Genomic DNA, 14,835 nt, shown 5'->3' with positions numbered 1-14,835 from the left:
AATAACGGTATATTAGGCAGTATAAATATATCATTGCAAATGTTTTGATATTCCGTGAAATTACCTAATTTTATGGGAGCATTTCATAAAACCCAAAAAAAGCAATGGAGGCTAATATGAAAAAAATAATTGGCGCAGCAACAGCAACAGTTTTTGGATTGGGGGCTTTTACTACATCTGCTATCGCAGAAACGATCGTAACAGCGGATGTACTCAACGTACGTGAAAAGCCAACTACGGAATCAAAAGTTATCGAAAAAGTAAAAGAAGGACAAAAGTTAAAAGTAATAAATACCGAAGAAGGATGGTCAAAAATTGATTTAAATGGTAAAGAATTGTTTGTAAGTTCGGAGTTTACAAAAGATATTTATCATGTAACAGCAAACTTGTTAAATGTACGCTCTGAAGCAAACACAGAATCAGAAATTCTTGGTAGACTGAAAAAAGATGATGTAATTGAATCAACGCATCAAGCAAAAGACGGATGGCTACAATTTGAGTATAAAGGAAAAACAGCTTATGCAAATGTTTCTTTCCTATCAAGTACAGCACCAAGTGAAAAGAAAGCTGGAGAGAAAACGAAGCAAGTAGCGAAAGTACAAAAAGCGGTAAAAGCTAAGGAAGAAGCCAAAACGCAGAAAGTAGCAAAAATACAGGAAATAGCAAAAACAAAAGAAACAACAAAAATGCTGGAAGAAGTAAAAGTACAAGAAGTAGCAAAAGGTAAGGAAGAAAAGAAAGTGCAAGAAATAGCGAAGCCTAAAGAAGAAACAAAAGTACAAGAAATAGCGAAGCCTAAGGAAGAAGCAAAAGTAAAAGAGGTAGAAAAAGTTAAAGAAGAAGCGAAAGCCCAAGAAATAGCAAAGGCTAAGGAAGAAGCGAAAGTACAAGAAATAGCAAAGGCTAAGGAAGAAGCAAAAGTAAAAGAGGTAGAAAAAGTTAAGGAAGAAGCGAAAGCCCAAGAAATAGCAAAGGCTAAAGAAGAAGCGAAAGCCCAAGAAATAGCAAAGGCTAAAGAAGAAGCGAAAGCCCAAGAAATAGCAAAGGCTAAAGAAGAAGCAAAAGCCCAAGAAATAGCAAGGGCTAAGGAAGAAGCAAAAGCCCAAGAAATAGCAAAGGCTAAGGAAGAAGCAAAAGCCCAAGAAATAGCAAGGGCTAAGGAAGAAGCGAAAGCCAAAGAAATAGCAAGGGCTAAGGAAGAAGCGAAAGCTCGAGAAATAGAAAAGGCTAAAGAAGAAGCGAAAGCAAAAGAAGAATCTAAAAATAACACACAGTCTGCTAAACGTGAATTAACGGTAGTAGCGACAGCATATACTGCTGATCCAAGTGAAAATGGTACATATGGTGGACGCGTTTTAACTGCGATGGGGCATGATTTAACGGCTAATCCGAATATGAGAATTATTGCAGTTGATCCGAAAGTAATTCCTTTAGGATCTAAAGTATGGGTAGAAGGTTATGGAGAAGCTATCGCTGGAGATACCGGAAGTGCAATTAAAGGTAATCGCATTGATGTTTTAATGGGGTCAAAAAGTAAAGCTATGAATTGGGGAAGACAAACCGTTAAAGTGAAAATTCTATAATATATATAGTTATCTAGATAGAAGTCAGTTCTCTTTATTGAGGCTGGCTTTTATTTTTTGAGTTAGTGTGATTCATTGAGAAATTGACAAGAACAGTATGATGGCAACGAAGGGTTAATATATAATGAAATATATAAATTAAATTATTTGCTAAGCACTTTCACTCATATTCGTGTAATTAAGTTCAAAGGATAGGTGTATTGTATGAAAGAAGTAAGAGAAATTATTGAAACAAAGAAACAAGGTGTATTTGAATTGTATATAAAAGAAACCGAAGAAAAGTTAGGTGTTGTTTTCCCGGCACAATATAGAGATCTTTTTAAATTAGTAAATAACGCTGAAATAGGGGAATGGATATTATATCCTATTAAAGATAATAAAAATGTAGCAAAAACTTGGGATGATGTAGTTAGACAAAATATTGAGTTGAGAGATGAATATATATCTGAAGACCTTATGATAATTGGTGACGATGGTTCAGGGGATAAATTGTGCTTTAAAATACATAACGGAATAGTTTGTGATGAAATATATATTTGGTATCACGAAGATGCGGAAAGGGAAGAAATAGCCCGAAATTTAAAAGGATTTATTATAGAAACTATGCAGGAAGACGATGCTTTTTAGTGTTAATTAATATAATATGGTGGATCACATTTATATAAAGCGAGGATGGAATATGACAACGGAATTATATGGCGCATATTGCAATGAAAAGAAAGGGTATAGAGTAATCGAAGGGAAAGATTTGTATAATCATTATTTCGGCGATCAAGATTGTCATTTACCAGTATGTAAGTTATGTGGTGAGAAGATGCACCAAATCATTTGTTTTGATTTGAATGATGAGCGGCTTGCTGAACTTAAAAGTGGAGAACTAAATATTTTACCATTAGTTTCATGCTTGAATTGTGCAATGGTGTGGGAGCCACAATATTTCCAATTAAGTAATGGAGGTAAAACAGTTCAAATTATACGGCAAGAAAATACAGAAGAATGGGTAATGGAAGAGGAAGATAAGCTTCCAGTTTCATTACCAAAAACAACTGTAAAGCTTATAAATATGAAAAATGAAGATATACCTACTGATGAGAATAGTTACTGGGAAGCTTTTGACTTGTTCGGTTCAGAATATGTTTGTAGATTATTAGGGGCACCATTATATGAAGATCTTCCAGAGGATTTTGCATGTCCAACTTGCTCTAAAGAAATGAAGTATGTTGCTACAATTACACAAGATATTAAGGAACGGAAACTTATTTCAGTAGTTGATTTCCAGTTCGGGGAAATGAATATATATTTTTATTTATGTAAAGATTGTTCAATTATAAAAACCAAAATATAAAGTACATAACGAAAATAAGACTGACATATTCTGTCGGTCTTATTTTTGTATCGTTACATCATTAAGAATCGCATGAAATATATCTTTTTGCGTAAAAGCATCTGTAAAAACAGTCTCCCTATTCACTACAATTGTATCGTGAGGATTGTACCATTTTCGTAATGAATCCTCTCCAAACTCAATTCGTTTTTCTCTTGTATTATGGCGTCTGATCGTTTCCTCTAATGATAAATCGAAGTAGTATGTATACGCGTTTCCATCAAAGTGGTGTATTAATTCTTTCAGCATATTACCGTATCTACGACTGTTTAAAATACCTTCTAAAATAACAAATTCACATTTTCCTTTTCCATACTTTGTAATTTCAAATAGTAAATCATGAGATAAGTTACCCATTGTGTCGTGTACTTTTAGCATATCTCTACGCACGACATCTTGTGAGACTAATAGTGTACCTTGCCCGAAATGTTCTTGCAGTTCCTTTGCGATTGTTGTTTTGCCACTTGCGGAGTTTCCCCGAAGGATAATTAAAGTTGATTTTTGTATAGGATTAGACATCATATATTTCCCCCAACATCTTTGATTGTATAGAAAATTTTAACAAATAAAGTGAGGAAAGTGTATAATCAATATGATAGAAATAAAAAAGGTGAGAGCTAGATGGAAGATACATTAAATAAAGTGCAGCCGATTTGGAATTGAATTTGGTTTCGGTATTTAGGGGCATTTTTAATTGTACAATTCATTTTTATTATTTGTGATGTTACTGAATGGAAACCAAACTTTAGACTGGGCGGAGAGTTTTTTAATAGAGTTTTACATTCTCAATTTTTCACGGAATGGTTCACACCATATAAAATCTCGCAATTGAATGTATTTACAATATTTTTTGCGATAACATTACTACCATATGCACTAGTAGGTGCAAGTAAAGATGTAATAGTAAAGAAAAATATACAGGAACAATAGAGGTGTCACATGCTTTTTCAAAAAGGAGATTTATTGGTTAGGTACGTAATAGAAGATGACGCACCTATCATGTCTAAATGGTTAACAGACCCAGAAGTTTTGCAGTATTACGAAGGACGCGATAATCCGCAATCTGTAGAAATGGTGCTTACTCATTTTATACATAATCCAAACAGCCATGAAAAAAGATGTTTAATAGAATTTGATGAAGTGCCGATCGGATACATTCAAATGTACCAAGTTGATTCTGAATGGAAAGCGTTATATGGATATGAAGAATCGCAAAATATATGGGGGATGGATCAATTTATCGGAGAACCGACCTTTTGGGGAAAGGGAATCGGAACAAAACTCGTTCAAGCAGCGATTACATATATTGTAGAGAACGTGGGGGCGGAAGCAATCGCAATGGATCCAAAAGTAAATAATGAACGTGCGATAAAGTGTTATGAAAAATGCGGATTTAAAAAAGTGAAGATTTTAAAGGAACATGAACTGCATGAGGGGAAATTAGAAGATTGTTGGATGATAGAATATAAACAACTATAGTGAATATCCAATGGCTTATACAAACAAAGGGGATGAGCGAAATGAAAAAAGCATTAATAGTAATTGATGTACAAGCAGGTATGTATACAGCAGGAATATCAGTACATAATGGGGAAAAGTTTTTAGAAACATTACAAGAACTCATTGGGGAATGTCGCTCAAATGATATTCCGGTTATGTATGTCCAACATAACGGGCCAAAAGATCACCCGTTAGAAAAAGGGACAGATGGCTGGGAGGTGCATGCGGCAATTGCACCAAAAGAGGGTGATAGTATCGTTGAAAAGACGACGCCAGATTCATTCCATAAAACAAACTTAAACGAAGTGTTACAAGAAAAAGGAATTGAACATGTTATTATTTCAGGCATGCAAACAGAGTACTGTGTGGATACGACAACGCGCAGAGCATGTAGTGAAGGGTATAAAGTAACGTTAGTAAGTGATGCACATAGTACATTTGATACAGATGTGTTACGTGCTGAAGATATTGTGAAGCATCATAACGTAGTGTTTGGAGCGTTTGCTGATGTTGTGACGTTAAAAGATTTGAAAGTGGCTGCCTCTAAATAAGAGGCAGTTTTTTATTTGAAGATAACATATCAAATATTGTTGGTAAGTCTATATAATTTCATGTACCGAAATGATAGTACAGAAAAAGGAGCCCACATGATTAAAAAGGGAGCTCCTTCATCAAGATGTTACTTCTTCTTATCTTTATCCAATACATTCTGTTCTTCAGCAAACTCCGTACCATATGCAAATCGGCGATTAATATGAATATTATCGTTGTGATGTCTTGTGTGTGAGTTAGAGAAGCGATGTACAATTACTTCTGATAATGTGAAGACAATCGCTGAAAGGATACTTCCCCATGCAATTTGCATGTAGTTGTCTAATAAAATATTACCGAAAATCCAAACGCTTAAATACGCTAATAAGAAATCTGTCATAATGGCACCAGTATTGCCAATGCGATTTAAAATAATTTTATCAACGAACATATAAGATACGATTGTCACAAAAAGACTGAATGAAATAATTTGGACGAACGTTGCAGGGAAAAATAAAGCTAGTCCGATACTAAATGCGATAATGCATGATATGAATTTGATAAGTACTACAGTAAAACCATTCAATAGTTACACCTCCGATTTATACATAGTTTTGCAATAAACTCAGGAGTTCATACATTGTAACTAATATATTTAAATAAAACTTTTTCATGTTCGAATTTATGTCTAAATATTAAAAAAATAACAAAAAAATGTTATAGTAAAATGAGAGTATATGACATTTTTAGGTAAGGGGTGAATCCAAATGTGGATTACTTCAGAAGTAGAAATTCCAGATGAGCTAATCGATCATCTTGAACAAGGAAAGTTAGTATTGTTTGTTGGAGCGGGAGTTTCTATGAAAGGGAAATCAAACTTACCGAATTTTGATGATTTAGTTGATGAAATTGCAAAAACTTTATATGTCGAAAAGCGTGAAATAACAGAACCTCATGATTATTATCTTGGTAAAATTGCGAAAACAAAAGATGTACATCAAGTTGCAAAAGACCTAGTTCATATAGAAACGTCAAAACCAAATCCGCTTCATTTTGCAATTCCGAGGTTGTTTCCTTTAGATACAGAAGTTCGCATTGTAACGACGAATTTTGATCGACATTTTACAACTGCGATGAACGAAATGAATAGAGAATTAAATGTTTATTATGCACCTGCTTTACCTACAGGTAGAGCGTTTAAAGGGCTTGCTTACATACATGGAAATATAGAACAAGAAAAGGAAGCTTTAATTTTAACAGATGGTGATTTTGGAAGGGCTTACTTAACGGAAGGATGGGCGAGAAGATTTTTAGTTGATTTATTCTCCAATTACACCGTTTTATTCGTTGGGTATAGCCATAATGACCCAGTAATGAAATATTTAGCAACTGGTTTACCACCAAGTACAAGGCGCTATGCATTTGTCGCACAAGGAGAAAATACGTATCACTGGGAACATTTAGGGATAAGGCCGATTGTGTATCCGAATAAATCAAATAATCACCAGTCCCTCGTCAAAGCGGTAAAACGCTGGGCGGAATTAATGGGGGATAATTATATTACAAAAAGAATGCGTATTCGTGACATTGTAACAGTGCCACCATCAGTAGAGCAGGAACAATTATCCTACATAAAACAGTCCATTAAAAAAATTGAAACTGTTCGATATTTTGTTGAATTTGCCCGAGATTATGAATGGGTGGAATGGCTTGAAGCAGAGGGGAAATTACGAAATTTATTTTTGCTTACGTCAACCTATGATGAAGTAGATGAATTGCTTGCAGAATGGTTGGTGGAACAATTTCTTTTTAGTCATCAGAAAGAATTATTTCAATTGATTTTTAAAAATCATTCTAAAATATCCCCGTTATTATGGAGAACAATTTGCAGCTATTTAAACGAGACGAAGATCAAAATGGACCCATTGTTGTTTGCAAGATGGACACTCCTTTTATTAGAAACAGCTGAAAAAGATAGTAAATCTATAGAAAAAATCTCTTACTTATTGCAAAAGTGTTTTTTTCCTGAGCATAAAGAAATTGCTTTATTGTTACTAACGTTTATTTTGGACGGAAAACTTAAGTTGAAGCGTGAAAGAAAGTTAGGAAATGATACGCAAGAATCCATTGAACTTGAGGAATCGAGTCGGTTACCGGTGTCTACATTTTCTCATGTGGAGCAAATTTGGAATGAGAAGATGAGACCGCATATTTCTTATTACGCAGTTCCCATTTTGATGATGGGATTAGAGAAGATGCGAATGTTGTCATTAAGACAAACGGCACTGAAAAAAAGAAATAAGGAAAATGTAGAAAAAGAGTTTCATCAAAATGACCTTGCATTTTTAATTCAAATTGTAAAAGAGTGTCTAATCTATTTATGTGAAAACAATGAGAAAAAAGCGAATTATTATATTACAGAAATGATAGAAGCAAATAGTTTGCTTCAAAAGCGAATTGCAATTGATGCGATGAATAAAAATTTATTTGTTAGCGTAGATGATAAAATGAAATGGTTGTTACAGGAAGGGCTTCTTTTAGATGTCACATATAAACATGAGGTGTTTCAACTTTTAAAAAATCATTACGCACATTCTTTAGAAAAAACAAAGGAAGAAGTCATTCAAACTGCAACGAAGCACCTTGCAGAGGAGAGGGCATTTGATGTTTGTTTAGTCTTAGATTTATTATTCACTTGTGATTCAAATAGTCCATCAACAGCACAAGGATACGAGCTAATGAAACAGAAACATCCGCATTTTCATTCTGTTCTATACAGTGTACCTAAAAAAAAGGCTATCGAACAAAGTATTACTTGTAATGTAACTGCCGATGGATTACTGCAGCTGAAAGACGATGAAATCATGAACCAAATTCGGCAATTTTCGAATGACGGTGTTTTTGAACAACGTCATTTTTTAGAGATGTTATCAAAGGCATGTAAATTGAATACAGAGTGGAGTATTTCATTTGCGTACCAATTAGTAGGCATGCATGAAATAAGTAACGAAGTGTGGTTTGTTTGTATTAGAGAGTGGCGAAATAACCGGAGACTGACAAATGGGCAAATCCAAAAAATTATTCCGCTGTTACAGAAATTTGTTAGAAACACTGCGTTTCATTGGTTAATTAGTAGTTTTCTATATGAGATTAGTAATCGATTAGAAGAGTTAGAGGAGAATAGTATACGGTTTGTAAAACGTTTTGCTTTTTCGGTATTTCCTCAAGTTATGAAAAGCGATACAGATTTTAAGATTGGAAAACAAGACTTTTATAATGAGTCGATTCAGCATCCTGTTGGAAAAATGACAGCTGTATTATTAAAACTGTTATCATATGATCATTTATACGATCGCAATGTGTATGAATATTTATTTTTATTTGAAGAACAAGTAAGAGTAAGTTCTGAACGGACAAACTTTATGTTTGCGCGTTTAATAGCAGATATTACATTTTTATATCATATTGAGAAACAATGGTGCCGAAAATATTTGTTACCTTACTTAGAATTAAAGAAAGAAAATGAGATTACGAAATATGCTTGGGCAGGTCTATGTTATACGCAAATAAATTTACCTTTATTTACTGAAATGAAGAGGTTTATTAAGTATGCAGTAGAGCATTTAGAAGTTTTACACCCGCATACGAGGGAAGCTTTCTTGAAGTGGCTTAGTTTTGTATTTATAAAATGTGTGCTGTATTGGGAACAAAAAACAGATTGGCTATATCCGTTGCTTATACGAGAAAATGAAGAGAATAAAATTAAATTTATGCAACATTTATGCTATTACGTTAAAACATTAAGTGTAAAAGAACAACAAAAATTTTGGACAGCTTGGCTCAGTATATTTTTACGAGAACGACCAAAAATGGGTGAGATAACAACGAGAGAATATGTAATGATTTTACGTATTATTTTATACATGGATGAGATTTTAGAAAAAGGATTACGTATTTTGTCGCGTACATTTATAGATGTAAATGGAGAATGTGCAGGAGAGGAAATGAAACAGTTATTTATTGAAATGCTTGAAAAGAAAGAGAGTATGAAAGCGTATAAAGAAATGTATGCAAATGTGTTTTTCACTTTACTGCAAACACGTCAGGAAGCTGATTTTCTTGAAAATGAAATCATACAAATAAAAAAACGATTAGCCCAGTTTGGAATAGAAAAACACGTATTAAACTTAATAGAAAATGAGATGATTCGCATCGGAATTGTAATGGGGAATTTACAAGAAGAAATATAGGACGAAAGTGGAATTTTAAAAAATATATAAAAAACATATTGACAGTGTTTTGAAAAGCGTTCTATAATACGAATCATACTTATTCAATTTCAAAAACATTTGAATAAACAAAGTGCAATGAAGAGATCACAGTAGTGGTTAGTCTTACTGTAACAGAGAGCTGGTGGTTGGTGTGAACCAGTACAGGGATAATCATGAATTACAGTCTTGGAGCATCTTTTTCGTAGTAAAGATAGGATTGTCTTTATGAAGAAAGAGCGGTCAATTGATCGTTAACAGTGAAGAGAGGTAGACGGAAAGTTAGTCTACAACTAGGGTGGTACCGCGATAAATATCGTCCCTACTGATTTATTCAGTAGGGACTTTTTGTATTTTAGTGGTCCAACTTGAAAATAAAATAGTCATGCATTGAAAGGAAAAGCAGTAGTTGTTGTTTCCCTGTAACAGAGAGCTGGTGGTTGGTGCGAACCAGTACAAAAACAAGAGCGAATTACAGTCCTGGAGCATCTTTTTCGTAGTAAAGATAGTATTGTCTTTATGAAGGGAAAGACGGTCACATTGATCGTTAACAAGGAAGAGAGGTAGACGAAAGAAGTCTACAACTAGGGTGGTACCGCGATAAATATCGTCCCTACTGATTGGATCAGTAGGGCTTTTTTGTACAAAAAAAGTGATTTTCAGCTAGTAGCTAGTGTCTTTGTGGTAATTATTAGTTTAAGATAAGAAGAGGTATCGATTCCACTTTAAATTTGTATAATTAACCAGTTCAGAAAATAGAGAATTTTTCATTCTCTTACTATACTTTTAAAACATTAGAGGAGGATTTCCAAATGGCAAATCATGAATTAGATCAATTACGTAAACAGGTAGATGAAATTAACTTACAACTATTACACCTTTTAAACAAACGTGGTGAAATCGTTCAAAAAATCGGGGAGCAAAAGCAAGTACAAGGTACGAAACGCTTTGATCCAGTACGTGAGCGTGAAGTACTTGATATGATCGCAGAGCACAACGAAGGACCATTCGAAACGTCAACAGTTCAACATATTTTCAAAACAATCTTCAAAGCTAGCTTAGAATTACAAGAAGATGATAACCGTAAGGCGTTATTAGTATCACGTAAAAAGAAACAAGAAAATACAATCGTTAATGTAAAAGGTGAATTGATTGGGGACGGAACACAAACGTTCATCATGGGGCCTTGTGCAGTAGAAAGCTTAGAGCAAGTTCGCCAAGTAGGGCAAGCTATGAAAGACCAAGGCTTAAAATTAATGCGCGGTGGTGCTTTCAAACCGAGAACATCTCCATATGATTTCCAAGGTTTAGGAGTAGAAGGGTTACAAATTTTACGCCAAGTAGCAGATGAGTTCGACTTAGCGATTATTAGTGAAATTTTAAATCCGAACGATGTTGAAATGGCATTAGAATACGTTGATGTAATTCAAGTTGGCGCACGTAACATGCAAAACTTCGATTTACTACGAGCTGTAGGTAAAGTTAATAAACCAGTATTACTAAAACGTGGATTAGCAGCAACAATTGATGAGTTCATTAATGCAGCAGAATACATTATTGCGCAAGGTAATGACCAAATTATTCTTTGTGAGCGCGGTATCCGCACATACGAAAGAGCAACACGTAACACATTAGACATTTCTGCAGTACCGATTTTAAAGAAAGAAACACATTTACCAGTTATCGTTGACGTAACACATTCAACTGGACGTAGAGATTTATTATTACCAACAGCGAAAGCGGCACTTGCTATTGGAGCTGATGCAGTAATGGCTGAAGTTCATCCAGATCCAGCAGTTGCATTATCAGATTCTGCACAACAAATGGACATTCCAGAATTCCATAGATTCATGGATGAGTTAAAAGGTTTCAAAAATAAATTATCTTAATTCCATATCATATATGCGCTGAAGAGGAAACAGTAGTGCTTATCTCACTGTTAAAGAGAGCTGATGGTCGGTGTGAATCAGTACAAAGATAAGCATGAATTACAGCCTTGGAGCATCTTTCCCGACAACTTTTGGAGGGGAAGACGGTCAAACGATCGTTAAAGAAGAAGAGAGGTAGACGATAGTTGTCTACAACTAGGGTGGTACCGCGATAAACATCGTCCCTACTGAGCGCTCAGTAGGGACTTTTTTGTACAAAAAAATAGTAAAGGGGCAAAAGAAATGAGATACATTACAGCTGGAGAATCACATGGTCCGCAGTTAACAGTTATTTTAGAAGGTGTACCGGCAGGTTTAACATTAACAGCGGAACATATTAATAAGGAATTATTAAGAAGACAAAAAGGACATGGGCGCGGAAGACGCATGCAAATTGAAACAGATACAGTTGAAATTGTAAGTGGTGTTCGTCACGGGATGACACTTGGCTCACCGATTACGTTAATCGTAAAAAATGATGATTTCAAACATTGGACGAAAGTAATGGGTGCAGACCCGATTTCAGAGCAAGAAAGTAAAGAAATGAAACGCACAATTACAAAACCACGTCCAGGACATGCAGATTTAAACGGAGCTATTAAATACGGTCATCGTGATATAAGAAACGTATTAGAGCGCTCATCTGCAAGAGAAACGACAGTTCGTGTAGCTGCTGGAGCAGTTGCGAAACAAATTTTGAAAGAGTTAGGTGTGGAAATTGCAGGGCATGTGCTTGAAATTGGTGGGGTGCAAGCGAAGCATATTTCCAACTTATCAATTGAAGAGATTCAAACGATAACTGAAAATTCACCTGTTCGATGTTTAGATAAAGAAGTAGAACAAGAGATGATGGATGCGATCGATAATGCAAAAAGTAGTGGAGATTCAATCGGTGGTATTGTCGAAGTCATTGCAGAAGGTATGCCAATTGGTGTTGGTAGTTACGTTCATTACGATCGTAAATTAGATGCAAAACTCGCTGGTGCTATTATGAGTATTAATGCATTTAAAGGTGCTGAAATTGGTGTTGGTTTTGAAGCGGCAAGACAGCCAGGAAGTAAAGTGCACGATGAAATCCTTTGGGATGAAGAAAAAGGATACACGAGAAAAACGAATAATGCCGGCGGTTTAGAAGGTGGTATGACAACGGGAATGCCGATTGTTGTAAGAGGTGTTATGAAGCCGATTCCTACATTATACAAACCGTTAGCAAGCGTTGATATTGATACGAAAGAAGCATTCCAAGCGAGTATTGAAAGGTCTGATAGTTGCGCAGTACCAGCAGCAGGTGTAGTAGCTGAATCTGTTGTGGCATGGGAACTTGCAGATGCACTAGTCGAACAATTCGGAAAAGATCGTATGGAATTATTAAAGCAAAACATTACAGAACATAACAAATACGCAAAAGAATTTTAAAAAAGGTGGGTTTAACATGCAAGTAAAAGATCAACTATCATCCTTACAACCATATAAACCAGGTAAATCACCAGAACAAATGAAAGAAGTGTACGGAGATCATTCGTTTGTGAAATTAGCATCAAATGAAAATCCATTCGGTTGTTCGCCACGAGTGTTAGAAGAGTTGCAAAAATCGTGGTTAGAACATGCTTTATATCCTGACGGAGGTGCTACAACGCTCCGTCAAACAATTGCAGAGAAATTACAAGTCCAAATGGAACAAATACTTTGCGGTAGTGGTTTAGATGAGGTCATTCAAATAATAAGTCGCGCCGTACTTCGAGCTGGAGATAACATCGTAACGGCAGGTGCAACATTCCCACAGTACCGTCATCATGCAATTATTGAAGGTTGTGAAGTGAAAGAAGTTGCTTTAAATAACGGTGTATACGACTTAGATGAAATTTCGTCAGCAGTTGATAACAATACGAAAATCATTTGGCTTTGTAATCCGAACAACCCTACAGGCACATATGTGAATGAGCAAAAATTGACTCAGTTCATTGAAAGCATTAGTGAAAATACGTTAATTGTCATTGATGAAGCGTACTATGAATACGTAACAGCAAAAGATTTCCCTGAGACATTACCGCTTCTAGAAAAACATAACAACATTCTTGTACTTAGAACGTTTTCTAAAGCGTACGGATTAGCATCTTTCCGCGTTGGTTACGCGATTGGACAGGAAGAGTTAATCGAGAAATTAAATGTCGTACGTTTGCCATTTAACGTATCTTCATTAGCGCAAAAAGCAGCAACGATTGCTTTTAACGATGAAGCGTTTATTGAAGAAATTGTACGTGTTAATACAGAGGGAATACAACAATACGAAAGTTTTTGTAAGGAAAACGAATTTCCATTTTATCCGTCACAAACAAACTTCATCTTCTTACCGGTAGAGAATGGTGGAGAGATTTATGAAGCTTGTGCACACGCAGGGTTTATTATTCGTCCGTTCCCGAATGGTGTCCGTATTACAGTCGGCACAAGGGAGCAAAATGAAGGAGTGATTTCAGTGTTAAAACAACACTTTGAAAATAAGAAAAATAAGTCTCGAGATGAGGCAAATGTGTAAAAAGGTAGTATTAATTGGAACAGGCTTAATAGGAGGTTCTCTCGCATTAGCAATTAAGAAAGAGCACGATGTAACGATAACAGGTTATGACATATTTCAAGAGCAAGTAGAGCGTGCGAAAGAATTACACGTAGTAGATGAAGTAGCAGTAGATTTACAGCGTGCATGTGAAGAGGCACATTTAATTGTTTTTGCTTCTCCAGTTGAAGAAACGAAGAAGTTATTACACAAATTAGCGTCATTTCGTTTACGAGAAGATGTGATAGTGACCGATGTTGGTAGTACAAAAGGAACAATTATGAACGAAGCGGAAGCTTTATTTTCAAAGGAAATTTCTTTCATTGGTGGACATCCGATGGCAGGTTCTCATAAAACTGGGGTTGAAAGTGCAAAAGCACATTTATTTGAAAATGCATTTTACATTTTAACACCGATGAACCATGTGCCAAATGAACAAGTGGAAGAACTAAAAGGTTGGTTAAAGGGAACGGGGTCTCATTTTCTCGTTTTAAATACAGAAGAGCATGATTATGTAACAGGAATCGTTAGTCATTTTCCGCATCTTATCGCAGCAGGGTTAGTCAAGCAAGTGGAGAAACATGCAGGAGATAATCCGCTCATTCATCAGCTAGCTGCTGGCGGATTTAAAGACATTACACGCATTGCATCTAGTAGCCCGAAAATGTGGAGTGATATTGTAAAGCAAAATCGTGAGCATTTAATGGTATTATTAAAAGAGTGGATCTCTGAAATGGAAGAATTATATGATACTGTTTCTACTGGAGATGCAGGCGAGATTCAAAACTATTTTGCAGATGCGAAAGAATACCGTGATTCTTTACCAGTACGAAAAAGAGGGGCAATTCCTGCCTATCACGACTTATACGTCGATGTTTTAGATAAAGTAGGGGCATTGGCTCATATTACGAGTATTTTGGCGCGTGAAGAAATTAGTATTACGAACTTGCAAATATTAGAAGCGCGAGAAGGATTGCTTGGCGTATTACGCATTAGCTTCCAAAGAGAAGAAGATCGTATGAAAGCGAAACTAGCGCTTGGAGAAGAAGAATACCAAACTTATGAAACAATTTAAATGAGAAGGTGAAAA

At 35.4% G+C, this 14,835-nt stretch carries 13 protein-coding genes and 3 other annotated features; of the genes, 11 read left to right on the top strand and 2 right to left on the bottom strand.

The window, feature by feature from the left end:
• Positions 1-116: 116 nt before the first annotated feature.
• The 3 genes from entB (at position 117) to BTOYO_RS27210 (ending at position 2,928) form a co-directional block, all read left to right on the top strand.
• Positions 117-1,583: a cell wall-binding protein EntB gene (gene entB / locus BTOYO_RS01230; protein WP_000720110.1), complete on the top strand. Its 1,467-nt coding sequence runs from the start codon at positions 117-119 to the stop codon at positions 1,581-1,583.
• A 204-nt stretch (positions 1,584-1,787) separates the two neighbouring features.
• Positions 1,788-2,210: an SMI1/KNR4 family protein gene (locus BTOYO_RS01225; RefSeq protein WP_000665933.1), complete on the top strand. Its 423-nt coding sequence runs from the start codon at positions 1,788-1,790 to the stop codon at positions 2,208-2,210.
• Positions 2,211-2,262: 52 nt separating this feature from the next.
• Positions 2,263-2,928, top strand: a complete 666-nt coding sequence (locus BTOYO_RS27210) for a hypothetical protein (RefSeq protein ID WP_000206092.1) — start codon at positions 2,263-2,265, stop codon at positions 2,926-2,928.
• A 39-nt stretch (positions 2,929-2,967) separates the two neighbouring features.
• Here BTOYO_RS27210 and BTOYO_RS01215 read toward each other — a convergent pair whose 3' ends face one another.
• A complete protein-coding gene (locus BTOYO_RS01215; protein ID WP_000987481.1) occupies positions 2,968-3,489 on the bottom strand; it encodes a kinase in 522 nt (173 codons plus the stop codon).
• 141 nt (positions 3,490-3,630) lie between these two features.
• On the opposite strand from BTOYO_RS01215, the gene BTOYO_RS25725 reads away from it, so the two are divergent.
• Genes BTOYO_RS25725 through BTOYO_RS01205 form a run of 3 tightly spaced genes read left to right on the top strand, consistent with a single transcriptional unit; the run spans position 3,631 to position 5,018 of the window.
• Positions 3,631-3,897, top strand: a complete 267-nt coding sequence (locus BTOYO_RS25725) for a YfzA family protein (protein WP_225988035.1) — start codon at positions 3,631-3,633, stop codon at positions 3,895-3,897.
• A 9-nt stretch (positions 3,898-3,906) separates the two neighbouring features.
• Positions 3,907-4,446, top strand: coding sequence for a GNAT family N-acetyltransferase (locus BTOYO_RS01210; RefSeq protein WP_000898791.1), 540 nt, complete (start codon positions 3,907-3,909; stop codon positions 4,444-4,446).
• Between the two features lie 41 nt (positions 4,447-4,487).
• Positions 4,488-5,018, top strand: a complete 531-nt coding sequence (locus BTOYO_RS01205; protein WP_000709524.1) for a cysteine hydrolase family protein — start codon at positions 4,488-4,490, stop codon at positions 5,016-5,018.
• Between the two features lie 128 nt (positions 5,019-5,146).
• Here BTOYO_RS01205 and BTOYO_RS01200 read toward each other — a convergent pair whose 3' ends face one another.
• Positions 5,147-5,584: a YndM family protein gene (locus tag BTOYO_RS01200; protein ID WP_001013100.1), complete on the bottom strand. Its 438-nt coding sequence runs from the start codon at positions 5,582-5,584 to the stop codon at positions 5,147-5,149.
• Positions 5,585-5,765: 181 nt separating this feature from the next.
• Between BTOYO_RS01200 and BTOYO_RS01195 the strand changes: the two genes are divergently transcribed.
• From BTOYO_RS01195 to tyrA, 5 genes are all read left to right on the top strand, one after another.
• Positions 5,766-9,248 (top strand): DUF4020 domain-containing protein, encoded by a 3,483-nt coding sequence (locus BTOYO_RS01195; RefSeq protein WP_000265199.1) that lies wholly within the window; start codon positions 5,766-5,768, stop codon positions 9,246-9,248.
• 108 nt (positions 9,249-9,356) lie between these two features.
• Positions 9,357-9,593 (top strand) — a binding site (T-box leader).
• Positions 9,594-9,647: 54 nt separating this feature from the next.
• Positions 9,648-9,884, top strand: a binding site (T-box leader).
• A 194-nt stretch (positions 9,885-10,078) separates the two neighbouring features.
• Complete coding sequence (locus tag BTOYO_RS01190; protein WP_001273577.1) at positions 10,079-11,155, top strand: bifunctional 3-deoxy-7-phosphoheptulonate synthase/chorismate mutase; 1,077 nt, start codon at positions 10,079-10,081, stop codon at positions 11,153-11,155.
• Positions 11,156-11,164: 9 nt separating this feature from the next.
• Positions 11,165-11,384: a binding site (T-box leader), on the top strand.
• Between the two features lie 53 nt (positions 11,385-11,437).
• Positions 11,438-12,610, top strand: coding sequence for a chorismate synthase (gene aroC, locus BTOYO_RS01185; protein WP_001269419.1), 1,173 nt, complete (start codon positions 11,438-11,440; stop codon positions 12,608-12,610).
• A 16-nt stretch (positions 12,611-12,626) separates the two neighbouring features.
• Entirely contained in the window at positions 12,627-13,727 is a 1,101-nt protein-coding gene (hisC, locus tag BTOYO_RS01180; RefSeq protein WP_001197267.1) for a histidinol-phosphate transaminase, read from the top strand.
• Positions 13,720-14,820: a prephenate dehydrogenase gene (gene tyrA, locus BTOYO_RS01175; RefSeq protein ID WP_000335164.1), complete on the top strand. Its 1,101-nt coding sequence runs from the start codon at positions 13,720-13,722 to the stop codon at positions 14,818-14,820. Before hisC ends, tyrA begins: the two co-directional genes overlap by 8 nt.
• The last annotated feature ends 15 nt before the right edge of the window (positions 14,821-14,835 follow it).

Source organism: Bacillus toyonensis BCT-7112 (assembly GCF_000496285.1).
In the GTDB taxonomy this organism is placed as follows: Bacteria; Bacillota; Bacilli; order Bacillales; family Bacillaceae_G; genus Bacillus_A; species Bacillus_A toyonensis.
Note: the sequence above shows the minus strand (reverse complement) of the source record. Positions and strands in the feature narration are given on the sequence as shown.

Bases quoted from the DNA above. Each gene is read 5' to 3' on its own strand.
- entB (WP_000720110.1), top strand. From the start codon at position 117: ATGAAAAAAATAATTGGCGCAGCAACAGCAACAGTTTTTGGATTGGGG.
- BTOYO_RS01225 (WP_000665933.1), top strand. From the start codon at position 1,788: ATGAAAGAAGTAAGAGAAATTATTGAAACAAAGAAACAAGGTGTATTT.
- BTOYO_RS27210 (WP_000206092.1), top strand. From the start codon at position 2,263: ATGACAACGGAATTATATGGCGCATATTGCAATGAAAAGAAAGGGTAT.
- BTOYO_RS01215 (WP_000987481.1), bottom strand. From the start codon at position 3,489: ATGATGTCTAATCCTATACAAAAATCAACTTTAATTATCCTTCGGGGA.
- BTOYO_RS01210 (WP_000898791.1), top strand. From the start codon at position 3,907: ATGCTTTTTCAAAAAGGAGATTTATTGGTTAGGTACGTAATAGAAGAT.
- BTOYO_RS01205 (WP_000709524.1), top strand. From the start codon at position 4,488: ATGAAAAAAGCATTAATAGTAATTGATGTACAAGCAGGTATGTATACA.
- BTOYO_RS01195 (WP_000265199.1), top strand. From the start codon at position 5,766: ATGTGGATTACTTCAGAAGTAGAAATTCCAGATGAGCTAATCGATCAT.
- BTOYO_RS01190 (WP_001273577.1), top strand. From the start codon at position 10,079: ATGGCAAATCATGAATTAGATCAATTACGTAAACAGGTAGATGAAATT.
- aroC (WP_001269419.1), top strand. From the start codon at position 11,438: ATGAGATACATTACAGCTGGAGAATCACATGGTCCGCAGTTAACAGTT.
- hisC (WP_001197267.1), top strand. From the start codon at position 12,627: ATGCAAGTAAAAGATCAACTATCATCCTTACAACCATATAAACCAGGT.
- tyrA (WP_000335164.1), top strand. From the start codon at position 13,720: ATGTGTAAAAAGGTAGTATTAATTGGAACAGGCTTAATAGGAGGTTCT.